This window comes from Mesorhizobium sp. M6A.T.Cr.TU.014.01.1.1, assembly GCF_004022765.1.
Lineage (GTDB): Bacteria > Pseudomonadota > Alphaproteobacteria > Rhizobiales > Rhizobiaceae > Mesorhizobium > Mesorhizobium mediterraneum.
This window is the reverse complement of sequence record NZ_RZPG01000026.1, coordinates 76197-99079: the sequence shown is the minus strand read 5'-3', so window position 1 is coordinate 99079 and position 22883 is coordinate 76197. Positions and strand designations below refer to the sequence as shown.

Annotated in this window: 22 protein-coding genes; 14 read left to right on the top strand and 8 right to left on the bottom strand. The window is 63.8% G+C overall.

Features of this window, described 5'->3' with window-relative positions; genetic code table 11:
- The first annotated feature begins 175 nt into the window (after positions 1–175).
- The 5 genes from EN885_RS25705 to EN885_RS25685 all read left to right on the top strand — a co-directional run bounded on the left by EN885_RS25705 (position 176) and on the right by EN885_RS25685 (position 5848).
- Positions 176–1102: a sugar ABC transporter permease gene (locus tag EN885_RS25705; RefSeq protein WP_128243474.1), complete on the top strand. Its 927-nt coding sequence runs from the start codon at positions 176–178 to the stop codon at positions 1100–1102.
- A complete protein-coding gene (locus EN885_RS25700; protein ID WP_128243475.1) occupies positions 1102–1959 on the top strand; it encodes a carbohydrate ABC transporter permease in 858 nt (285 codons plus the stop codon). The genes EN885_RS25705 and EN885_RS25700 overlap by 1 nt, the downstream gene beginning before the upstream one ends.
- 24 nt (positions 1960–1983) lie before the next feature.
- The gene (locus EN885_RS25695) at positions 1984–3954 is read left to right on the top strand and encodes a glycoside hydrolase family 127 protein (RefSeq protein ID WP_128243476.1); all 1971 of its coding nucleotides are present in this window, start codon (positions 1984–1986) and stop codon (positions 3952–3954) included.
- 111 nt (positions 3955–4065) lie between these two features.
- Complete coding sequence (locus tag EN885_RS25690) at positions 4066–5229, top strand: hypothetical protein (RefSeq protein WP_128243477.1); 1164 nt, start codon at positions 4066–4068, stop codon at positions 5227–5229.
- A 7-nt stretch (positions 5230–5236) separates the two neighbouring features.
- Positions 5237–5848 carry a hypothetical protein gene (locus EN885_RS25685; protein ID WP_245493144.1) on the top strand — a complete coding sequence of 204 codons (612 nt, stop codon included), beginning with the start codon at positions 5237–5239 and terminating at the stop codon, positions 5846–5848.
- Here the strand turns inward: EN885_RS25685 and EN885_RS25680 are convergent.
- The 3 genes from EN885_RS25680 to EN885_RS25670 are packed head-to-tail and all read right to left on the bottom strand — an operon-like array spanning position 5845 to position 8018.
- Positions 5845–6285: a GtrA family protein gene (locus tag EN885_RS25680; protein WP_245458058.1), complete on the bottom strand. Its 441-nt coding sequence runs from the start codon at positions 6283–6285 to the stop codon at positions 5845–5847. The two genes, EN885_RS25685 and EN885_RS25680, sit on opposite strands and share 4 nt — an antisense overlap.
- The gene (locus EN885_RS25675; RefSeq protein WP_095485658.1) at positions 6278–6970 is read right to left on the bottom strand and encodes a class I SAM-dependent methyltransferase; all 693 of its coding nucleotides are present in this window, start codon (positions 6968–6970) and stop codon (positions 6278–6280) included. Before EN885_RS25675 ends, EN885_RS25680 begins: the two co-directional genes overlap by 8 nt.
- On the bottom strand, positions 6945–8018 hold the full coding sequence (locus tag EN885_RS25670; RefSeq protein ID WP_128243497.1) for a glycosyltransferase family 2 protein: 1074 nt from the start codon (positions 8016–8018) through the stop codon (positions 6945–6947). The genes EN885_RS25675 and EN885_RS25670 overlap by 26 nt, the downstream gene beginning before the upstream one ends.
- Before the next feature lie 347 nt (positions 8019–8365).
- Here EN885_RS25670 and EN885_RS25665 point away from each other — a divergent pair, with 347 nt between their 5' ends.
- From EN885_RS25665 to lpxK, 6 genes are all read left to right on the top strand, one after another.
- Entirely contained in the window at positions 8366–9709 is a 1344-nt protein-coding gene (locus EN885_RS25665; protein WP_126106993.1) for a TldD/PmbA family protein, read from the top strand.
- Positions 9696–10502, top strand: coding sequence for a 3'(2'),5'-bisphosphate nucleotidase CysQ (locus EN885_RS25660; protein ID WP_128243479.1), 807 nt, complete (start codon positions 9696–9698; stop codon positions 10500–10502). The genes EN885_RS25665 and EN885_RS25660 overlap by 14 nt, the downstream gene beginning before the upstream one ends.
- Before the next feature lie 76 nt (positions 10503–10578).
- Complete coding sequence (locus EN885_RS25655) at positions 10579–10824, top strand: DUF4170 domain-containing protein (RefSeq protein WP_095485661.1); 246 nt, start codon at positions 10579–10581, stop codon at positions 10822–10824.
- A gap of 5 nt (positions 10825–10829) precedes the next feature.
- Complete coding sequence (locus EN885_RS25650; RefSeq protein ID WP_126106991.1) at positions 10830–11618, top strand: lysophospholipid acyltransferase family protein; 789 nt, start codon at positions 10830–10832, stop codon at positions 11616–11618.
- Positions 11615–12931 (top strand): lipid IV(A) 3-deoxy-D-manno-octulosonic acid transferase, encoded by a 1317-nt coding sequence (gene waaA / locus EN885_RS25645; RefSeq protein WP_128243480.1) that lies wholly within the window; start codon positions 11615–11617, stop codon positions 12929–12931. The genes EN885_RS25650 and waaA overlap by 4 nt, the downstream gene beginning before the upstream one ends.
- A 1-nt stretch (position 12932) precedes the next feature.
- Positions 12933–13961 carry a tetraacyldisaccharide 4'-kinase gene (gene lpxK, locus EN885_RS25640; protein WP_126106990.1) on the top strand — a complete coding sequence of 343 codons (1029 nt, stop codon included), beginning with the start codon at positions 12933–12935 and terminating at the stop codon, positions 13959–13961.
- A gap of 25 nt (positions 13962–13986) precedes the next feature.
- Here the strand turns inward: lpxK and EN885_RS25635 are convergent, their stop codons facing one another.
- Both EN885_RS25635 and EN885_RS25630 read right to left on the bottom strand, forming a co-directional pair.
- Positions 13987–14220, bottom strand: a complete 234-nt coding sequence (locus tag EN885_RS25635) for a DUF2093 domain-containing protein (RefSeq protein WP_027153867.1) — start codon at positions 14218–14220, stop codon at positions 13987–13989.
- Positions 14221–14363: 143 nt separating this feature from the next.
- Positions 14364–15290, bottom strand: coding sequence for a LysR substrate-binding domain-containing protein (locus tag EN885_RS25630; RefSeq protein ID WP_128243481.1), 927 nt, complete (start codon positions 15288–15290; stop codon positions 14364–14366).
- A 90-nt stretch (positions 15291–15380) separates the two neighbouring features.
- Here EN885_RS25630 and EN885_RS25625 point away from each other — a divergent pair, with 90 nt between their 5' ends.
- Positions 15381–16274: a DMT family transporter gene (locus EN885_RS25625; protein ID WP_128243482.1), complete on the top strand. Its 894-nt coding sequence runs from the start codon at positions 15381–15383 to the stop codon at positions 16272–16274.
- A gap of 70 nt (positions 16275–16344) precedes the next feature.
- Here the strand turns inward: EN885_RS25625 and mutL are convergent, their stop codons facing one another.
- The gene (mutL, locus tag EN885_RS25620) at positions 16345–18219 is read right to left on the bottom strand and encodes a DNA mismatch repair endonuclease MutL (RefSeq protein WP_128243483.1); all 1875 of its coding nucleotides are present in this window, start codon (positions 18217–18219) and stop codon (positions 16345–16347) included.
- 84 nt (positions 18220–18303) lie between these two features.
- Positions 18304–19206 carry a LysR family transcriptional regulator gene (locus tag EN885_RS25615; protein WP_128243484.1) on the bottom strand — a complete coding sequence of 301 codons (903 nt, stop codon included), beginning with the start codon at positions 19204–19206 and terminating at the stop codon, positions 18304–18306.
- Between the two features lie 105 nt (positions 19207–19311).
- Between EN885_RS25615 and EN885_RS25610 the strand changes: the two genes are divergently transcribed.
- Entirely contained in the window at positions 19312–20301 is a 990-nt protein-coding gene (locus EN885_RS25610; protein WP_128243485.1) for a zinc-dependent alcohol dehydrogenase family protein, read from the top strand.
- A 21-nt stretch (positions 20302–20322) separates the two neighbouring features.
- On the opposite strand, the gene EN885_RS25605 is transcribed toward EN885_RS25610, so the two are convergent.
- Entirely contained in the window at positions 20323–21231 is a 909-nt protein-coding gene (locus EN885_RS25605) for a LysR substrate-binding domain-containing protein (protein ID WP_126106983.1), read from the bottom strand.
- Positions 21232–21322: 91 nt separating this feature from the next.
- Here EN885_RS25605 and EN885_RS25600 point away from each other — a divergent pair, with 91 nt between their 5' ends.
- Complete coding sequence (locus EN885_RS25600; protein WP_128243486.1) at positions 21323–22873, top strand: trimethylamine methyltransferase family protein; 1551 nt, start codon at positions 21323–21325, stop codon at positions 22871–22873.
- Positions 22874–22883 lie beyond the last annotated feature (10 nt).

The window sequence follows — 22883 nt, the reverse complement described above, 5'->3', positions numbered from 1 at the left end:
CCCCGGCGGATGAGCGCCAGCCCCACCTCCCCCTTGAGGGGAGGTCGGACCGCAGGTCCGGGTGGGGTCGTCTGCGAAGTGCTCGACGTTCTTTTTCGTCGGCGCGCTGCACGCAGGATCCCACCCCCGGCCTTTGGCCGGACCCTCCCCTCGAGGGGGAGGGGGACGTAGAGCCATGACCTCCATCGCAGCAATCACCACACCCGCACGCCGCCGCAAACTGGTCGGCGCCGGCCGCCGGCAGTGGATCGGCCTGCTCTATGTCGCGCCGGCCGTCGCCCTCGTCGTCGTCTTCTTCATCGTCCCGCTCGGCATGACCGCGTGGATGTCGCTGCACAACTGGCCGCTGATGGGCGCGCACTCCTTCATTGGCCTCGACAATTACTGGGCGATCCTGCGCGATACCAGGTTCTGGAACGCGCTCAAATTCACCGGCTACTACACGGTGATCGTCACGATCGCGATCTTCGTCGTCGCCTTTCCGCTGGCGCTCTTCATCGAACGGCCGCGGCCGCTGACCGGCTTCTACCGGACGTCCTTCTTCATGCCGGCCGTCATCGGGTTCGCCTCGGCCAGCCTGCTCTGGTCGTGGCTGCTCAATGTCGATTCCGGCTTGTTCAGCCCGGCCGCCTTCGAGCTCGGCCTGACCGAAAGGAAGGTCAATCTGCTGGCGACGTTCCAGCCGGCGTTCTGGTCGATCATCGCCATGGTCGTCTGGAAGGTGGCGGGCTTCACCATGATCATCCTGATGACCGGCCTGCAATCCATACCGCCGGATCTGCAGGAGGCGGCGATGATCGATGGGGCAGGGCCGCTGGCGCGGTTTCGCGCCATCACCCTGCCGCTGATGCGCCGGACCCTGGCGCTGGCGCTGATTCTGTCGGTTGCCGGCTCGGTGCTCGCCTTCGACCAGTTCTACATCATCCTGCGCGGCGGGCCGCGCAACCAGACGCTGACCGCCGTCTACTGGATTTTCAACCAGTCCTTCGTGTCGTTCAAACTCGGCTACGGCGCCGCCCTGTCGATGATCCTGCTGGTCATCCTGGTCGCGCTCAGCCTCATCCAGCTGCGGCTGCTGCGCCAACCGGAGGGCGTCGACTGATGGCGCAGGCAAAGAGCCGCAAACGCCGTATCGGCATGCAGATCGCCGAGCACGCGACGGGCATCATCGCCTCGGTGCTGTTTCTGGCGCCGATCGTCTGGACCGTGCTTTCGGCGTTCAAGCCGGCGCAGGAATCGCGTCAGCCGCCGCTGCCGCCCTGGCCGACGACGGGTTTTTCGGTCGAGAACTACGCCACGCTCAATACGTTCGGCGACGGCCTCTGGCTGCCGGCGGAAAACAGCATCTATGTCTCTGTCATGACGGTCGTGCTGTCGGTGATCGTCAGCGTGCTGGCCGGCTACGGCTTCTCCCGCTTCCGCTTTCCGCTGAAGAACCTGCTCTTCGTCGTCATCCTGTCGACGATCATGATCCCGTTCCAGTCGATCCTGACGCCGATCTTCCTGGTGCTGACCAAGATCGGCCTGCACAACACGCTGACCGGGCTGGTCTGCGTCTATGTCACGCTGCAGCTGCCGTTCTCGATCTTCATGATGCGCAACGCCTTCGACGCGGTGCCGCGCGAGATCGAGGAGGCCGCCCGCATGGACGGCGCCAACAATGTCACCATGCTCTTGAAAGTGATGCTGCCGCTGGTCTGGCCCGGCATCGTCACTATCGCGCTGTTCGCATTCCTCGGCGCCTGGAACGAGTTCTTGGCAGCGCTGGTGCTGATGACCGACCAGTCCAAATTCACGCTGCCGATCATGATGACGGCGCTTCAGTCAGGCCGCTTCGGCGCCATCGATTGGGGCGCGGTGCAGGCCGGCGTCACCGTGATGATGGTGCCATGCCTGGTGCTCTTCCTGTTGCTGCAGCGCTTCTACATCCGCGGCCTCATGGCAGGGGCCGTGAAGTGATCCCTATTCGAACGGAGTAAATTGATGACCGCATCGCAATCCGCTAAGCCGAAGCTCGCCTTCCGTCCGCTGCCGGTGCCACAGGTCGATATCAGGGGCTTTTGGGGCGACCGCGTCGATGCAGTCGCCACCAGGACCGCCGATATCCTCTATGACCGCTGCGTCGAGGCGCGCATGCTCGAGCAGATCGACCCGGACCGGCCATCGCCCGGCGTCGTCATTCCGTTCCACTCCCCATCGCCGGACGAGGCAGCCGCCGCCGGCAACGAGTTCACCGGCTCGACGGTGACGACGCAGATGTTCTGGGACAGCGATTGGGGCAAGACGATCGAGACCGCCGCCTATTCACTCTACCGCCGCCGCAATGACGATCTGGAGAAGAAGATCGACGCCGTCATCGATATGTACGGCAAGCTGCAGCAGCCCGACGGTTATCTCTCCAGCTGGTACCAGCGCATCCAGCCCGGCCTGCGCTGGACCAATCTGCGCGATTGCCACGAGCTCTATTGCGCCGGCCATCTGATCGAAGGCGCGGTCGCCTACTACCAGGCCACGGGAAAACGCAAGCTGCTCGACGTCATGTGCCGCTATGTCGACCATATCGCCGAGACGTTCGGTCCCGAGGCCGGCAAGAAGAAGGGCTATTGCGGCCACGAGGAGATCGAGCTGGCGCTGGTCAAGCTCGCGCGGGTCACCGGCGAGCAGAAGTATATGGACCTCGCAAAGTACTTCATCGATCAGCGCGGCCTTGAGCCGCATTATTTCGACGAGGAGGCGCTGGCCCGCGGCGCGGACCCAAAAGCCTATCATTTCAAGACCTACGAATACAGCCAGTCGCACGAGCCGGTGCGCGAACAGGACAAGGTTGTGGGCCATGCGGTCAGGGCGATGTATCTCTATTCCGGCATGGCCGATATCGCGACCGAATATGGCGACGACACGCTGCGGGTGGCGCTCGACCGGCTGTGGGACGATCTCATGACCAAGAACCTCTACGTCACCGGCGGCCTCGGCCCATCGTCGCACAATGAGGGCTTTACATCAGACTACGATCTGCCCAACGAAACCGCCTATGCCGAGACCTGCGCTTCGGTCGGGCTGGTGTTCTGGGCGAGCCGCATGCTCGGAATGGGCCCCAATGCGCGCTATGCCGACATGATGGAGATGGCGCTCTATAACGGCTCGATTTCAGGCCTTTCGCTCGACGGCTCGCTTTTTTTCTACGAGAACCCGCTGGAAAGCCGGGGCAAGCACCACCGCTGGAAATGGCATCGATGCCCCTGCTGCCCGCCCAATATCGGGCGCATGGTGGCTTCTATCGGCAGCTATTTCTACAGCCTGTCGGACGACGCGCTGGCTGTCCACCTCTATGGAAATAGCACGGCTCGTTTCGATATAGCTGGCGGGCCGGTGACCTTGATCCAGACCAGCAACTATCCTTGGGACGGGGCAGTCTCGATCGCGATCGAGCCCGAGGCGCCGACCGAGTTCACCTTGCACCTGCGCCTGCCGGCCTGGTGCCGCAAGGCGGCGCTCAAGGTGAACGGGGAGGCAGTCGATCTGGATGATGTAACCAGCGACGGCTATGCCGCGATCCGCCGCGAGTGGCGCAAGGGCGATCAGGTGGAACTCGATCTCGAAATGGCCGTCGACCGCCTCTACGCCAATCCGCAGGTGCGCCAGGATATCGGCCGCGTCGCGCTAGCCCGCGGTCCGCTGATCTATTGCGTCGAGGAGACCGACAATGCCGGCCAGCTGCATCGCATAGCTCTGCCGCGGACGGCAAAGATCGAGGCGCGTGAGGAGCCCAACCTTCTGGGCGGCGTCGTGACACTCTCGGCAGTTGCCGAGAAAGAGGCCTCTGAAAACTGGGAAGACGGGCTCTATCGCACCGAACCGCCGGCAGTGGAGGAGACGAAAGTCAAAGCCGTTCCCTATTTCGCCTGGGACAACCGCGATCCCGGCGAGATGCTGGTTTGGCTGAGGAACTCCTGATCCGCGAATGCGGATCTTGAGCCGACGAAAGGCATTGTCTTGAATTTGCCGCCACTGCGCTAATTTAGAGGGGGAGAGTGGCGCCAGCCACTCGAATGGGTGGAGGCAGAGTTGGCGCTCGAAGATGTCGCGCGTCCGAGCGCTGGCGGTCGCTCTATAGCCGTAGCCGTCGCGGCGGTGCCGCTCCTTTTCGTCGTCAGCGGGCTAGCCATTCGCTATGCGGCATTTGCTTCGGTATCGGAGGAATCGGGTTTCGCGGCTTATGCCCGTGCGCTCTGCCGGTGGGATTGCGCCTGGTACATTGACATCAGCGAACAAGGTTACGAACGCTTTCCCATTCCAAACCACAGCAATGTCGGCCGCTGGGGCTTCTTTCCATTCTATCCGATGCTGGTGGCGGCGATCCGGATTGTTTTCCCTTTCCAGACGATACTGGTCGCCACCATCACCTCCATTGTTTGCAGCTACGCCGCCTGTCTGGTGGCATGGCCGCTGCTGGAGAAGAACATGCGGGCCTATGTGCTGTATTGCGCCTTTCTGCTCAGCGGCCCGTTCTCTTTTCACTTCACGACGTTCCTGACCGAACCTCTTTTCGTGCTCCTGACCTCGTGCGTTTTTCTGGCGCTCAAGCGCTCCAGCTATCTGGCCGCGGGCGTTTTATCCGCGCTCCTGTCGGCGACGAGGCTGGTCGGAGTTCTCGTCGTATTTGCGACCGTCATTCAAATGCTCAGGGAGCACCGCGAGCAGGGCGGATCGACGCTGTCCTTCCCGCGCTGGGTGCTTGGCCGGCCGGATCTGCTCGTCGCTATCCTCATCTCACCTGCCGGTTTGTTCGTTTACATCCTGTTTCTTTATCTTACGATCGGGGACGGCTTTGCGTTCTTGCATGTCCAGCGCGCATTTGGACGGGTAGCGGGCAATCCACTCGTTTTTCTATGGGACGGGCTCTCCGCCGTTCCGAAGACGGGTTGGCTGCCCACCGCGCCGCAATGGAGCGCGCTCGCCGCGATCGCCGGACTGGCGCTGTCGGCCGTTCTGGCGGCTCGCAGGCAATATGGCGCTGCGCTGTTCTGTGCGCTCTGCATCATCCTGCCATTGATCACCAACCTGGCCTCGATGGTCAGGTACGTCATTGGGCTTGCGCCTCTGACAATGTTGTTGGCCGTCCTGCTATCGGTGTCGAGGCTGACCTACCTAGCGGCTTTGGTTATTTTCCTGGGCGCCTGTTACTTCATGACTGCGGCGTGGATCGGGGGCTACCTTGCCCTGGTCTGACACTCTAGTGCCTTACAGACGCGCCGCCTGGCTCAGCGGCTACGCGTTCGCGGCGATTCTGGCCGGGTCCGAGATCGTCATCCTTGCGCTTGCTCTCGATCCGAACGTCAACGCCGACTATCGCGCCTATTACATCGATAAAACGACCACGTGCCTCAACCGCGATGCCGTCGGCAGCTACACACTTGGCGAGACGGTATCGTTCCGCAGCGACGGCGCGAAACGGGCAGCCAGCATGAAGGTCTGCGGCTGGTCGGGGTCGGCAGGCGACGGCACCCATTCGCTGGGCGAGACCTCGCGGCTTCGCCTGGAGATACCGCCGCTCGGTCACGGCTTGGCTGCCACGCTGCAAATGGCCGCCGTCATTCGGCCACCACAGATCACGCAGAGGGTGGTGATCTCGGTGAACGGGGTTCGGGCGCAGGCGGTGACGCTGTCTGGCAAAGAACCACGGATGGTTACGTTCATCATTCCACCGGCGGCTCTCGGCAAGACCGATACACTCGACATCGCCTTCGACTATCTCGACGGCATTCCGCAAACTCCGGCCGCCAGCAACATCTACAAGCGCTCCATCAAGATGGTGTCGTTCCGGCTCGATGCCATTGACACGGATTAGGTGGAGCGGTCGCTTTGCCGGCCGGGTCCTCGCTGCGCGAAAACCCATCGGTCGAGCATGAGAAGATTGACCGCTGGAATAAGCAAACATGTAACCAGAACGGCGATGATGGGCGGCAGGCCGAGTTTCATCGTCAAAAGTGCCGGCACCGCATAAGCCATGCCGAAGCCTGTCGCCGTCAGCAGGAGAAAACGCGCAGCTTCCGATCGATGCGATCCGCTCGACATGAAGGTTACCGATTTGTGCGCGAGATACGAAAACACGGCTGCCGCGGCGTAAGCCGCAAGCGACGCCTGGATGGGCGTGACGCCGATCCATTCCGATTTGATCAAGACGGTAGCCAGGACAGCATAAAGGATCGTCGCAGCGATGCCGACCAGCCCGAAGCGCGCCAGCAGCTTCAGCCCGGCACCGGCGGTCGAACGGCCCTTAGACATGCGCGCTGCACGCATACTGGGCCCCGAGCGGTAGAGGAGCAAGCAGGCGCTCGAGTCTTCTGGCGAAGGGCCTGGCCGAGGGCAGCAGCAGGAAATGCTCGGATCGGATATCCCGAAAACCCGTCTCCTGAAAGAGGGACCTTGCTTTGGCCGCGTTGAGCAGGACCGCGTCCTGGTCGAATGGACACCGCAACACCGCAAGACGCGTCAGCAGATTATAGGGATTGTGCTCGATGATGCAGGCGACGCCGCCCGGCCGCACGACGCGCCGCATTTCCCGGAAGAAATCGAGCCAGGAGACAGGCGGAACGTGATGGACGACGCAACTGGCGAAAGCCAGATCGAACGCGCCGTCCTCATAAGGCAGGCGCAGCGTGATGCACGCGTGATAGATCACACCTGGATTGTCCCGGCTGGCGCGCAGGATCGATTCCTCCGAGACGTCGCAGCCATCCAGGCTTTCGAACGCGCCTTCGAGATAAGGATGGAGCGAACCGACGCCGCAGCCGATATCCAGCGCCCGCACATTAGCCCCGCCCTGCCGAAGCCCTCGTTCGGCAACGAGACGCCGCAGCAGGTCGGCCTTGGCGATCAGAAAGAAGTCGTGCCTGAGGCCGGAAAACCGGATGGATCCTGCGACCGCCTCGCCATAATTTGATTTATAGCTGTCGAAGAGTTCGGCCATCAGCCGAGGCTCCATTCCTGGGTTTTCGAAGCGATCTTCGGCTCTCACCAAGAGGAGCGGCACGCATCGCCTTATCGAATCCGGTGACCCGATCGATCACGTAAAGCGGACGGCGTTTCACCTCGGCGTGGATACCGCCGACGTAAAGTCCGACCACGCCGGTCATGAAAAGATTGATGCCGCAAAGGAGCGACACGATCACCACGGTGGATGTCCAGCCGGCAATGATGCCGGTTTCAAAAATCCAGGCGAAGATGGCGTAAGCGCCGAACACTGCCGCAAGCGCGGAAATGGCCAATCCGCCCCACAGAGCCATGCGCAGCGGCTTCTCGGAGAAGCTGACGATGCCGTGAACGGCAAGGTGCATCATCTTCCAGAATGGGTATTTGGTCTGGCCCAGGGTCCGCGCCGGGCGTTCGAAAGGCACCGCCGTCTGCTTGAACCCCATCCAGGCGAACATGCCCCTGACGAAACGGTCGTGTTCGGGCATTTGCTTGAAGGTTTCCAGCGCCTTGCGGCCGACCAGGCGGAAATCGCCGACGTCGCGCGGGATGTCGACCGACGTCATTTTCTCCAGCAGGCGGTAGAAGAGACTCGCCGTAATGCGCTTGAACCAGGATTCGCCCTCACGCTTGACGCGGCGGGCATAGACGATCTCGAAACCTTCCTTCCACTTCGCCACCAGATCGAGAACCACCTCCGGCGGGTCTTGCAGGTCGGCATCCATGACGATGACTGCATCACCCGCAGCCGCGTCCATGCCGGCCGTGATCGCGACCTGGTGGCCGAAATTGCGGGAAAGCTCGATCAGCCGGAAGCGCGGCTCGACGGCGACCACGTTCCGAAGGTATTCGACGCTCCCATCAAGGCTTCCATCATCGACGAAGATCGCCTCAGCCTCTCCGTCCAACCGGCAGATCAGGGAGCTGATCCGCTCGATCAGTCGAGGCAGGACCTGCTCTTCATTGTATATGGGAAGGACCAACGAGTACCGTGGCGGCGACACGTTCACCGCAGTCCTGATGCTTTGGATCACAGAGTCTCGCATGCGGTTGAAAATGGAACGCAAGCTACAAAGTTCCCAAGGTACACAAGAAAATGCTAATTTAATGGTTCGGGTAGATGCCGATCATGCGTGGGAAAGGAGATAGGCGGCGTTACCGCGATCGACACGTCCGCATGTGATCGAGACACGACGTCAAAGGAGCTGTCGGCCGGTCCGAACCTGGCGCGAAGCAGTCTTTGAGGAACCTCTTCGGTCATGCCGCCTGAAGCCGATGTCCGCTGGCCGATCTATTCTGCTTGCCACTTCTGCCATTGCACAAGCCACATCGGAACAATAGATGGTGCGGAGCGGCCGCCACTTATGTCAGGCGGAAAAACAGGACTATGCGCATGACCGATACGCTGGACTCAGCGAAATTGACCGACCGCGTCGCGGCCCTGGTCGAAGCGGCCAAACGGGCCGGAGCCGACGCCGCAGACGCGGTTGCGGTGCGCGGCCGCTCGACTGGCGTGTCGGTGCGGCTTGGCAAGGTCGAGGGGACCGACGCGTCCGAGAGCGAGGATGTCTCGCTGCGCGTCTTCGTCGGCAAGCGGGTGGCGAGCGTCTCGGCGACCGCTGCCTCAGACCCGAAAGCGCTGGCCGAGCGCGCCGTGGCGATGGCCAAAGTGTCCCCTGAGGATCCCTATCAGGGCCTCGCCGATCCGGCCCTGCTGGTCGATAAGCCGCGCGACCTCGATTTGTTCGACGCGACGGAAATTTCGGCCGACCAGTTGAAGGAAGCAGCGCTGGCCGCGGAAGCGGCCGCCCTTGCCGTCAAGGGCGTTACTAATTCGGCCGGCAGCGGCGCCAGTGCCGGGCTTGGCGGGTTGGTGCTCGCCACCTCGCACGGCTTTGTCGGCCACTATGTCGCGTCGCGCTTTTCGCGCTCGACCAGCGTCATCGCCGGCGAGGGCACCGGCATGGAGCGCGATTATGAATTCTCCTCGCGCCAGCATTATTCCGATCTCGACGCGCCTGAGGACATCGGCCGCAAGGCCGGCGAACGCGCCGCGCGGCGCATCGGCGCGCGCAAGGCGGCGACCGGCCCGGTCAATGTGGTGTTCGACCCGCGTGTCGCTCGCGGCATCGCCGGTCATCTCGCCGGCGCCATCAACGGCGCGTCCGTCGCGCGCAAGACCAGTTTTCTGCGCGACATGATGGGCAAGCAGGTGGCGGCGGCCGCGATCACCGTCACCGATGAGCCGCTGCGGCGCCGTGGCCAGGCGTCGCGTCCGTTTGACGGCGAAGGCATCGAGGGCGAAAGACTGCTCATGGTGGAGAAAGGCATTTTGAACCACTGGTTCCTGTCGACCTCGGTCGCGCGGGAATTGGGGCTGACCACCAACGGGCGCGGCTCACGCAACGGCTCCTCCGTCTCGCCATCGTCGACCAACCTCGCCATCGAGCCGGGCGAGCGGGCGCCCGAAGACCTCATCAAGTCGCTCAAATCAGGTTTTTACGTCACCGAAGTGTTCGGCCAGGGCGTCGATATGGTGACTGGCGAGTACAGCCGCGGCGCTTCCGGCTTCTGGATCGAGAATGGCGAGCTCGCCTATCCGGTTGCGGAAGTGACCATCGCCTCGAATTTGAAGACCATGTTCCTCAACATGGTTCCGGCGAGCGATCTCGATCGCAATTTCGGCACCGCCGCACCAACGCTGCTGATCGAAGGCATGACCCTTGCCGGAGCTTGACCAAGTCACCTCCGCCGATGCCCGCGAGGACTTGGCCCTGCTGCGCGACGCTGCCCGCGAGGCGGGCGTCATCGCCATGCGCTATTTCGGCAACAATCCGCAAGTGTGGATGAAGGGCGGCACCTCGCCGGTGAGCGAGGCCGATCACGCCGCCGACGCCTATCTGCGCGAGACCTTGCTTGCGGCACGTCCTGACTATGGCTGGCTCTCGGAGGAGACGGCCGACGATCCGGCAAGGCTTGCCGCCCGCCGCACCTTCGTCGTCGATCCGATCGACGGCACGCGCGGCTTCCTCGAAGGCCTTCGCACCTGGTGCGTCAGCGTCGCGGTGGTCGAGGACGGCCGCACGCTCGCCGGCGTGCTCGAATGTCCGGCCACGAACGAGACCTATTGGGCGCTGCCCGGTGAGGGGGCGTTCCTGAATGGCCGTCGCATCACCGTGCGCCGCCCGGCAGCGATGGTCGAAATCGGCGGGCCGAAGCCATTGGTCGGCCTGTTGCCGGCGGAATGGCAGGGCCGGCTGAACCGCGTGCCCTATATTCCCTCGCTCGCGTACCGGCTGGCGATGGTCGCCAATGGCATGCTCGACGCAACCTTCGTCAAACCCAACGCACATGACTGGGATATCGCCGCGGCGGACCTCATCTTGCGCGAGGCCGGCGGCGCATTGCTCGACCAGAAGGGCCGCGCACCGCGCTATGCCGGCGAAGTGATCAGCCACGGCGCCCTGGTTGCCGGCAGCGGCGAACTGCTCGCCGTCCTCTCCGGCATCATCGCCGGGCAGGACAGTTGAACATATCATCAATGGTTCCAAAGTCGGCGGCTTTGGTCTAGACCTGTCACAAACTCACGATATGTGAAGGACCGACATGACCGCGGAAGACGGAAAGAAGCAGCTTTTGCACCTGGTGTTCGGCGGCGAACTGAAGACGCTGGGCGGGACCGAATTCCGTGATCTCGACGCGCTCGACATCGTCGGCATCTATCCGGACTATCAATCCGCGCAGACGGCATGGAAGGCCAAGGCCCAGGCCAGCGTGGACAATGCTCATATGCGGTATTTCGTCGTTCACCTGCACCGGTTGCTCGACCCCGACACCAAGGCTGCCGATTGAAATCGATGGATCATGAAGCGGTGAAAGGATCGGCCACGAGGTCTGGAGTCAGAAGGCATCCTGGCGGCACCCCGCGGACATTCTGGCGCAAGATTCGCGAACCGCTGGCGCAATCGCGATTTGTCAAGAACGCCATCGCCAGCCTATTTGCGCAGTTCGTTCGTCTGATCCGCCTGACCAACCGCGTTGTCGACGGATCGGCGCAGATATCGGGTGGCGCTTACTCGCAATTCGAGCCGGGCATCATTGCGCTGTGGCACGGCCAGCATCTTCTGACCCCTGCCTACTACCCCAAGGGACGGCCGCTGGTCGCCATGGTCTCGCGCAGTGCCGATGCTGAGCTCAACGCGCTGATGATCGAGAAATTCGGTATCGAGGCGGTGCGCGGCTCGGGCGGACGCGAAGGCGCGAAGCATCTCGACAAGGGCGGCGCCAAGGCGCTGATTGCCCTGAAAAAGTCGCTCGCCACCGGCAAGAACGTCGCCATGATCGCTGATATTCCTCATGGCACGCCGCGCGACGCGGGGCTTGGCATCGTTCTCCTGGCGCGGCTCTCGGGCCGGCCGATCCTGCCCGCGGCAATCGCCACCAGCCGCCGCAAGGTGCTGGAGCGCAGCTGGGACAAGACCACGATCAATCTGCCGTTCGGCCGCTCCTCGATCGTCGTGGGAACGCCGGTGTTCGTTCCGGCCAATGCGGATGAGGCCGAAATGGAACGCAAGCGCCAGGAGGTCACGGCCGCGCTCAACGCCGCAACCGCCGAGGCCTATCGCCTCGTGGATGGCTCGAAATGAGCGGGCGCTGGGCGCGCACCTTCCTGACGGCGTATCGTTTCGCGGGCGCAGCCGCCTATCCGCTGATTGGTCCTTATGTTGCCTGGCGCACCTCCAGGGGCAAGGAGGACCGAATTCGCCGGCGCGAGCGCTATGGAATCGCCGGGCGCGAGCGTCCCGAAGGGCCGGTGATCTGGATCCATGCGGCGAGCGTCGGCGAGACCATCGCCGTCGTGCCGCTGGTCGAGAGCATCCTCGACTACGGCGTCAACATCGTGCTGACGACGGGCACTGTCACCTCCGCTCAGGTTGCCGACGAACGGCTCGGCGACCGCATCATCCACCAATATGTGCCGCTCGACCTCAAGCCGGCGGTCAGCCGCTTCCTCGACCATTGGCGGCCGGATCTGGCGATCATCGCCGAATCTGAGATTTGGCCGATGACCATCCTGGAGCTCGGCGCGCGCCGTGTGCCGCAAGTGCTGGTCAATGGCAGGCTGTCGGACCGTTCGTTCAAATCCTGGAAGAAGCGCGCCAACATCGCCGAGGCGCTGTTCGAGAATCTCGCCCATGTCGTCGCCCAGTCGGAAATCGACGGCGAGCGCTTCCTCTCGCTTGGCGCCCGGCCGGTTACCGTATCCGGCAATCTCAAGGTCGACACGACGCCGCCGCCGGCCGATGAAAGGGCGCTGTACACGCTGAAACGCCAGATCGGCGTCCGTCCGACCTGGGCGGCAATCTCGACCCATGACGGCGAGGAAGTGGTCGCCGCCGAGGTTCACGCGATGCTGCACAAGCGTCACCACGGTCTTTTGACGATCGTCGTGCCGCGCCACCCCGATCGCGCCGAAGCGCTTGCCGCGCAGATTTCCGGGATGGGCCTGAAAGTCGCTCGGCGCAGCAAGGGCGAAAGAATCACCGCCGATACGGACATTCTGCTTGGCGACACGATCGGCGAGATGGGGCTTTATCTCAGGCTGACGGAGATTGCCTTCGTCGGCCGTTCGCTCACCTCCGAGGGCGGCCAGAATCCGCTGGAGCCGGCCATGCTCGACACCGCGGTGCTGGCCGGCCGCAATGTCCAGAATTTTCGCGAGACCTATCAGCGCCTGCTCGACAGCGGCGGTGCCAAGTTGGTGCGCGACCGCGACATGCTGGCCGGCGCCGTCAATTTCCTTTTGAGCAACGAGGTGGCTCGCCACGAAATGATGGCAGCCGGTGCGGCGACCGTCGACGAGATGCGCGGCGCGCTGGCGCTCACGTTGAAGTCGCTTGAGCCCTATATTCAGCCGTTGGTCGTCAAGTCGCGCCTCAAGGGCGCCAGCGGCCGCTAAGGTGGCCAGCGAAGCGCCACCCTTCTGGTGGGAAGAACCGGACTGGCGCGCGCTGGCGCTGACGCCGCTGTCCGCGATCTATGCCCTCATTGCCGGCCGCCGCATGCGCTCGGCGGCGCGCGAAAAGGTCGAGGCGCCGGTGCTGTGTGTCGGCAACTTTACCGTCGGCGGCACCGGCAAGACGCCGGTGGCGATCGCGCTCGCCGGACAGGCCAGGCGCATGCATCTCAATCCCGGCTTCCTGTCGCGCGGCCATGGCGGCTCCTTCGCGCAGCCGCATGTCGTCGATCCGCATCACGACGCCGCCAAGCATGTCGGCGACGAGCCGCTGCTTTTGGCCGAGCACGCGCCGGTCGCGGTCACGCCGAACCGGGCCGCCGGCGCGCGTCTTCTGCTGGAAAAGCATGGCTGTGATTTCCTGATCATGGATGACGGCTTCCAGAGCGCGCGCATCCATATCGATTACGCGCTGGTCGTCGTCGACGCGCGCTACGGCGTCGGCAACGGCCGCGTCATTCCTGGCGGTCCGCTCAGGGCTGGTATCGTCGACCAGCTGGTTTTCACCAGCGCGCTGCTGAAGATGGGCGAGGGCCTTGCTGCCGATGCGGTCGTCCGCCAGGCGGCGCGCGCCGGCCGGCCGATCTTCGAGGCGCGTACACGGCCAAGCAGGACGGCGGGGCTGGTCGGCAAGCGATTTCTGGCCTTTGCCGGCATCGGTCATCCCGACAAATTCTTCGACACGGTCCGTGAGGCCGGCGGCCAAGTCGTGCTGACCCGGTCGTTTCCAGACCATCATTTCTATGGTGAGGACGAGCTTGCCGAACTGGCAACGACAGCGCGAGGTGCCGGACTTGCCCTCATCACCACCGCCAAGGACGCCGCCCGGCTGCGCCACGATGCTGCGCCTGCCGAGTTCCTCGGGCAGCTCGATGTGCTGGAAATCGACACCGTGTTCGATCCCGACCACGTGCCCGAACGCATCATCGACGAGACGCTGGATGCCTGGCGGCAGCGCAAGCTGAAGGGGTGACTTTGGAGCCGATCCGGAAGCTGGTTTAACGCCGGCTGCGCAATTCCGGATGTGCCTCGATCTCGCGGCGCAGCGAGGCCGCAGCACTGACATAGGGCTCCTGCCTGGCGACGCTCCAGTATTTGAGTTCATCGAGCGGGATGCTTTCGCCGGTGACCGCGCAACGCACGAAGGCGCCGGGGCTGGTCACCTGGAAGTCGCCGTCTAGGTAGCGGATACGGGCTTCCTTGCCGCCGGGGCCTTCGAAACGGTTCATCATGACATGGAGCCAAGGTTCATGACGATGTCATCGCCACAAATTGCCGGCAAGGTCAAGCTTGGAGCGAGACAAGATTGGGTTTAGTCGGCTCCGTTTCGGACGACAATCAGCCGAGCAAGCCGGCAAAGTGGATGCCTGGCATCCTACTGCTCAGCTACGATGAAATCCTCGATCTTTTCCGCCGCCAGCCCGGCCTGGAGCGCGATGCGCCGGGCAAGCTCGGCAGCGGCGGCGCGCGGTCGCCCCATAGGCCGGTCGAGCCAGTAGGATATCGGACTGAGAACCATGCGGTCGTCGACGGCGACGATGCGGCCTGACTTCAGTTGATGCTCGGTCATCGGTGGCCGTGCCAGCGCGATGCCGAGGCCGTGGGTGGCAGCATCGAGCACCAGATTGTAATCCTCGAAGCGCCGGTCCTGTGGGCGCGGGCGATAGTCGATGTCCTGCGCGGCAAGCCAGGCGCGCCAGGCCGAGGCGTCCGAATCGTTGATCAGCGGGAATTTGAGCAGCCGGGCAGGGTCGCCACGACCGATCTCCTTGGCGAGGTCCGGCGAGGCGACGGGGAAAACGTGTTCCTCGAAAAGCTGCACCGAGACGCGGCCGGGGATACGGCCGCGGCCGCAGCGGATCGACAGATCGATGCCCTCGTCGGCAAGGTCCGCCTGGCGGATATCGACGTCGAGCACGATGCGCAGCTTGGACGGATTGTTTTCCAGCGCCGCCATGCGCGGCATCAGCCACAGCCCGCTGACCGAGGGGATCGAGGTCAGCCGCACCACGGCGGTGCCGCGCGGCTCGATCCAGCGGTCCGAATTGCTGGATATCAGCGCGAAGGCCTCAGTGGTGCGCAGATGCAGCCGGTTGCCTTCGATCGTCAGCGAGACACCGCGCGCGCCGCGATCGAACACTTTCAGCCCGAGCCAGTCCTCGAGCTTGGCGATCTGCCGGCTGACGGCGCCATGGGTGAGGTTGAGTTTTTCGGCAGCGGCCGAAAAGCTGCCCGTCCGCGCCGCGGCGTCGAAGGCGCGCAGGGTTTCAAGCGGCAGCATCGCGTCTGAGCTGTGATCCATAGTCACAGCTGACCCTCGATTTGGTCGTTTGTCAACCGGTCAGGAAAGGCGTTTTGTGTGTTTGAGCATATGAAACGCGAGAGAAATGAAATGAGCGCCTGTACCGGAACGTTGAATTCGACACAGCGGATGGACACCACTGCAGCCATTGCGGTGGCGTTGACGGTGGTCGGTTGGGCCTCCGCCTTCCCGGCGATCCGCGCCGGCCTCGCCGCCTTCGGGCCGCTGGAACTCGGCGCGCTGCGCTTTGCCATCGCGGCGGTGCCGGCGGCGATCTTCCTCGCCGTCAAGCGGCCTGCGCTGCCAAAGCTCGACGAGTTATGGCGCTTTGTCTTCGGCGGCGCCGTCTTCGTCGCGCTCTACACGGCAATGCTCAATTTCGGTGAGCTGACGGTTTCGGCCGGCGCGGCCGGTTTCATCATCAATGTCAGCCCGATCTTCACCGCGATCATGGCGATGGCGCTGCTCGGCGAGCGCTTTTCGGGCATGGCCTGGGCAGGCACAGCCATCTCCTTCGCCGGCATCGGCATCATTGCCATGGGCGAGGGGCAGGGCCTGCATTTCAACACCGGCGCGCTGCTCGTGCTGGGTTCAGCGCTGTGCTCGGCCGTCAACACCATCGTCCAGAAGCCACTGTTTGCCCGCCACCACCCGCTGACCATCGCCGCCTCCAACATGGTGCTCGGCGCGCTCTGCCTGGCGCCGTTCCTGCCAAGCGGCCTCGCGCAGGCGGCAGTTGCCGATACCGCCGGGCTTAGCGCCGTCATCTTTCTCGGCATCGTGCCGAGCCTCATCGCCTACGCCGCCTGGGCAACAGCACTTTCCCGGCTGCCGGCGGCGCGTGCCTCGAACTTCCTCTATCTGGTTTCGCCGGTGGCGACGCTGATCGGCTTCTTCTGGCTGGGCGAGGTACCGACGCTGCTTGGCATTCTCGGCGGTGCGCTGGCGCTCGGCGGCGTCATCGTGGTGAATTTGAAGCGCTGATTCAAAAGTTTGGAAGATTCACCTGATTCAAAAGAGCCGCTGAAGAGCGGCTCTTGTCGCATCCGCTGAGCTAGCGCCTCCCGAACAGCCGCTCGATATCAGCAAGCTTGAGCTCGATATAGGTCGGGCGGCCGTGGTTGCAGGTGCCGGAGCCCGGCGTCGCCTCCATCTGGCGCAGCAGCGCGTTCATCTCCTCGGGCTTGAGCAGGCGGCCGGAACGCACCGAGCCGTGGCAGGCCATGGTCGCGGCGATCCTGTCCAGCCGTTCCTTCAGCGTATCGACCGTGTCGTTGTCGGCGATCTCGTCGGCAAGGTCGCGCACCAGCTGCTGGACGTTGGTTTCGCCGAGCATCGACGGCGTCTCGCGCACGGCGACCGCACCCGGGCCGAAGCGCTCGACGGCGAGGCCGAAGCGGGCCAGCGTTTCGGAATGCATGGCGAGCCGCTCGGCATCCTCTTCCGGCAGGTCGACGATCTCCGGCAGCAACAGCATCTGCGACGGCACGGCGCGCGCATGCAGCGCGTTCTTCAGCGCCTCGTAGACCAGCCGCTCATGCGCTGCATGCTGGTCGACGATGACAAGCGAATCCCTGGTCTGCGCGACGATGTAGTTCTCGTGCACCTGGGCGCGTGCGGCACCCAGCACCGTGCCAAGCAGCGTCTCCGCCGTCTCAGTCTGTCCGGCACGCGCGTCGGCGCTGTGAAGCGGGCCGGCGTCGAACGCCGCTTGATCGTTTTCGCCGAAGCCGCCATTTCCTGGTTCGGTATTTTCAAACCCCATGTCCAGCGGCCGTTGCGGCGAGCGGGCCGGGTCGAAACCGGCGGAGCCGGAGGCACGGTAGGCCGCCTCGTAGCTGCGGTGGCCGTTGGCCGGTCCTGAATGGGCGTAGGACGCCGCGCCCGGCCGGAATGCCGCCATCATGCCGGCTGCCCCTGAAGTGGCGGCACGGATGCCGGCATTGGCCAATGCTTCGCGGATGGCGCCGACGATCAGCCCGCGCACCAATCCCGGATCGCGGAAGCGTACGTCGGCCTTGGCCGGATGGACATTGACGTCGACGATGGCCGGATCGAGCGTCAGGAACAGCACAGTCACCGCATGGCGATCGCGCGGCAGCACGTCGGCGAAGGCGCCACGGATGGCGCCGGCAATCAATTTATCGCGCACCGGCCGGCCATTGACATAGGCATATTGCTGCAGCGCGTTGGCACGGCTGAAGGACGGGATCGAGACGTGACCGGCCAGATGCACGCCATCGCGCACGGCGTCGATGGCGATGGCATTCTCCGGAAAGTCGGCGCCCATCACTTGCGCGACGCGGCGCAGCCGGCCTTCCGGGCTGTCGTCGGTCGCCGGCAGCTCCAGTGTCGAGCGGTCGGAACCGGCCAGCGTGAAGCGTACAGCGGGGAAGGCGATGGCGATGCGCTTGATCACGTCGCTGGTCGCCGAGCTTTCGGCGCGCTCGCCCTTCATGAATTTGAGCCGCGCCGGCGTGGCGAAGAACAGGTCGCGCACCTCGACCGTGGTGCCGCGATTGGCGGCCGCCGGCTTGACGGCGGACACGCGGCCACCCTCGATGCCGATCTCGGCGGCGGTGTCGCCGTTGGCCGTGCGCGAGCGGATCGACAGCCGCGCCACCGAGCCGATCGACGGCAGCGCCTCGCCGCGAAAACCGAGCGAGCGGATGTCGTGGATGTTGTCGGCGAGTTTCGATGTGCAATGGCGCGCGATCGCCAGCGCCAGTTCCTTTTCCGGGATGCCCGAGCCGTCGTCGGTGACGCGGATCAGGTTGAGCCCGCCGCCGGCGGTGACGATCTCGACTCTGGCAGCGCCCGCGTCTAGCGCGTTCTCGACCAGTTCCTTGACCACGCTTGCCGGACGCTCGATGACTTCGCCGGCGGCGATCTGGTTGATCATCGTTTCGGAGAGCTGGCGAATGGGCATGAGGGCACTATAGGCGGATTCGCGGCCCATACGGGAGAGGTAGAATTAAGGAATCCGCGGCTTACCGCGAACGGACCGCGCTCTTCACGTCATGAGCCTGGGCAATCCAGCCGCCAGCGCGTCGACGGCAAGACGGACCTTCAGCGGCAAGTGAGGCGTCTGCAGCCATAGCGCATAGGCGTCGTAAAGAAATCCCGGCTGTTCCGGCAGCAGCGGGACAAGTGCGCCGGCCTGAATGCGCTCACGAACCAGCCAGTATGGCAGCCAGGCAAGCCCCATGCCGGCGGCCGCGACATCGGCGATCGCATCGAGGTCGTCGAGCCGCAAGCGGCTGACCGGCATGACCTCCAGCGCAGGCTGGCCATTGCGCGGAAACAGCCATGGTTGAACGACACGGCCCGAACGGCGGTAGATGATGGCCTGGTGGCTGCCGAGATCCCCTATCTGCTGTGGCCACCCGTGCATCTCCAGATAGGATGGCGACGCGCAGACGACCATGCGCTGTCGCGCGATGCGACGCGCCATCACGCCGGCCTGGTCTTCCAGATCGCCGGTCCGGATGGCAAGATCGCAGCCATCCTCTGCAAGATCGGCGAGGGGGTCGCTGAACGACAGGTCGAGTTCGAGCGAGGGATATTGCTGCGCCAGTTCCAGCAGGATCGGAGCAACGCAGCGCCGGCCGAAATGCACCGGCATGATAACGCGCAGCTTTCCGCGTGGTTCGGAAAGTTGATCGGCCGCGAGCGCATCCGCGGCCTCGGCTTCAGCGATTACCATTCGGCAACGCTCATAATAGGCGCGCCCGAAGTCTGTCAGGCTCTGGCGGCGAGTGGTCCGGTTGATGAGGCGCACGCCCAGACGCTCCTCGAGAAACCGAACATGCTTGCCGACCATCGGTCCGGACAGATCCAGAGCGGCAGCGGTCGCCGCGAACGAGCCCAGATCGACGGTTTTGACGAACACGGCCATGCTCGTAAGGCGATCCATATTCAAAACTCTCAGTTTCTACTGTTCTGCCTAGGCAGCAATTTATCTGCCAGGCGGCCGCTGGCATAGCCTATTCGGTTCAAATATTTTTGGAGTGGTGGCCGGATGGCACGCGTTGTTCGTTTTCATGGGCATGGTGGTCCCGAGGTTCTGCGCATCGAGAATCTCGACATTCCCGCGCCAGCTCGGGGCGAGATCCAGATCCGGGTCAAGGCGTTGGGCCTCAACCGGGCCGAGGCGCTGCTGCGTTCGGGCACTTATATCCAGACGCCGCCATTGCCTTCCGGTCTTGGCCTTGAGGCAGCGGGTGTCGTCGAAGCGGTCGGCGAAGGCGTAGACGGTTTTGCGCCAGGTGACGCCGTCAGCGTCGTGCCGCCATTGTCGATGGCCTGCTGGCCCGCCTATGGCGAGATTGCCACATATCCCGCCGAGCTCGTGGTCAAGCATCCGCCGTCGCTCAGCTGGGAAGAGGCGGCAGCCGTCTGGATGCAATATCTCACCGCCTATGGCGCACTGATTGACATTGCCAAGCTCAGCAGGGAGGATTTTGTCGTCATCACCGGAGCATCGAGCAGTGTCGGACTTGCAGCGATCCAGATTGCCAACATCGTTGGTGCGACCCCGATCGCGGTCACACGGACATCTGCCAAGAAGGAGGCATTGCTCAAGTTCGGCGCGGCCCACGTCATCGCTTCAGCGGACGAAGATCTGGAAGCCCGGCTGAAGGAGATCGCCGGCCCGGACAACATCCAAGTGGTGCTCGACGCGGTCGGCGGCCCGATATTCGAGCCGCTGACGGTGGCGATGGCACGCGGCGGCATTCTCATCGAATATGGCGGCTTGAGCCCCGAGCCGACGCCGTTCCCGCTGTTCGCCGTGCTGGCCAAGACGCTGACGCTGCGCGGCTATCTCGTCCACGAACTCACTGGCGATCCAGCGAAGTTGGAGGCTGCCAAGGCGTTCATCCTCGACGGATTGATGTCGGGAGCGCTAAAGCCGGTAATCTCCAGGACCTTTCCGTTCGACCAGATCGTCGAGGCGCATCGCTTTCTCGAATCGAACGAACAATTCGGCAAGATTGTCGTGACGGTTTGACCGGGCACTATCGGGATGGCCTCATGCCTGCGCGGCCAGCCAGTCCCGAACCTTGCGGGCATTGTCGCTGAGTTCGCGGTTCTTCGGCCAGATGATGTAGAAGCGCGTGCCGGTTCTCATCACATGGCTGGTGGCGCTCACCAGCAGGCCCGATGCCAGCAGTCGCTCGGCCAGATGCCGCCAGCCGAGCGCGATGCCTTGCCCCTCCATGACCGCCTGAATCACCAGCGCATAGTCGTTGATGCGCAAGCCTCGCCCGGCGTCGGCCTCCTTCAGGCTGGCCCCGGCGGAGTGGAACCACTCCTCCCAGCTCGCCGCCTCGCGAAACGGCTCCTCGAGATGGATGAGGCGGTGTGACGCCAATTCCTCGACGGTTTGCGGCAGGCCGAACTTCGCCACATAGCTGGCGCCGGCAACGGGAAAGATTTCCTCGTCGGCCAGCGGCAGGCAATGATAGTCCGGCCACTCCCGGGGCTCGCCACCGCGCACAGCGAGCGGAATGCCCTCGGCGATAATGTCGAGGTCGCGGTCAGCGGTCTGGATACGCAGGTCAATGCCCGGCAATTCGTCGCGGAACTGCTGCAGGCGCGGCATCATCCAGAACGAGCCGAAGGCGGTTGACGCGGCAAGCGTCACATGGCCGCCGGTCGCCTGCTGGCGCAGGTCCTCGGCCGACTTGCGGATATGCGAGAGGCCGAGCGAGACGTCGGCGTGGAAACGCTCGCCGGCCTCGGTCAGGCTGACCTGCCGGTGGCGCCGCTGGAAGAGTTTGGCGCCGAGCTTTTCCTCCAGCCCGCGCACCGCATAGGAGACGGCGGCCTGCGTCATGCCGAGCTCGCGCCCCGCGGCGGTGAAGCTCGACAGCCGCCCGGCGGCCTCGAAGACGATCAGGCTGCCGGCCGATGGCAATAGGTGGCGCAGGCTTCGCATAAGCAGAGCTTATACAAGAGATCAGGATTTTCCAGCGTCACAGTCATATTTCGTCTCGCTAAGTTGAGTGCCTGGGGAGGATGGAGTGGTCATGAACGCACCGGCCGTTGAAGTGAGCGAACACACGAACCGCCGCAGCGGCGGCCGCCTGGGGCGCAAGGCGCTGCGGGGAACTCCCATGGCGTCATTTCCAACCTTGATCCGTAAGATTCCGGTATATCAAATGGTCCCGGATGAGGCGGTGGAGCTGATCCACCAGGAGTCGCTCTCCATCCTCGAAGAAGTGGGATGCGAGTTCCGTGACGACGAGGCGATCGCGTTGTGGAAGGCGGCGGGCGCCGATGTCTCCGAGACACGTGTCCGCATCGACCGCGCTCTTCTAATGGAACTCGTCTCGAAGGTCCCGCCGGAATTCACGCTCAATGCGCGCAACCCCGAGCGTTCGGTGCGCGTCGGCGGAAACAACTCCATATTTGTGCCGATGTATGGGGCGCCTTACGTGCGTGACCTCGACAACAACAGGCGCTACGGCACACTCGCCGACCTCAACAATTTCCACAAGCTCGCCTACATGGCGCCGGCGCTGCACTCGTCGAGCTCGGTCATCTGCGAGCCGATGGAAATTGCCGTGCCGAAGCGTCACCTCCACATCATCCATTCAGCGCTGAAGCACTCCGACAAGCCGTTCATGGGCATCGTGACCTCCAGGGAACGAGCCGAAGACACGATGGCGATGGCGGGCATCGTGTTCGGCGAGGACTATGTCCAAGACAATCCGGTGCTGGTGTCGATCACCAACTGCAACTCGCCGTTGGTCTGGGACGCCACCATGCTGGACGCGATGAAGGTCTATGCGCGCCACAACCAGCCGCTGATCCTGGCGCCCTTCGCGCTTTGCGGCGCCTCGACTTCGGCATCGGCCGTGGGAGCGGTCGCGCAGGTCAATGCGGAAGCGCTGGCAGGCGTCGCCTTCACCCAGCTCCTGCGTCCGGGTTCGCCGCAGATCTACGGACAGTTCATGGTCACTGTCGACATGAAGACTGGTGCCCCCATGGGCGGCACGCCGGAGGCCGCCCAGATGATGTATCTGATGGGGGCCCTGGCGCGGAAGTACCGGCTGCCCTGGCGCACGTCCGGATTCCATGTCGGGTCGAAGCTGAACGACGCCCAGGCGGGCTACGAGGCTAACATGCTGATGCATGCCGCCATCCTTGCCGGCGCCAACTACATCTGGCACTCCGCCGGCTGGCTCGAGGCCGGCCTGACCTGCGGCTATTCGAAATTTGCCACGGACTGCGAACAGCTTGTCGGCTGGTACAAATATGCTGGCGGTCTCCCGTTCGACGATTTCAAGGAGGCCATGGCGGCGATTCGCGAGGTCGGGCCGCAGGGCCATTTCCTCGGCACCCAGCACACGCTCGACCATTTCGAGTCTGCCTTCTTCATACCGAGCATCATGGACTTCAATTCGTTCGAACAGTGGAAGGCCGAAGGGGCAAAGGACCACGATACCCGGGGGCGCGAGAAAGCGCGCAACATGCTCGCCGATTATGAGGAGCCGAAGCTCGATGAGGGCATCGCCGACGGCTTGAGAGATTTCATCGCGCAGCGCGAGGAGCGGCTGCCGGACAGCATTAGTTGATGCAACGGGC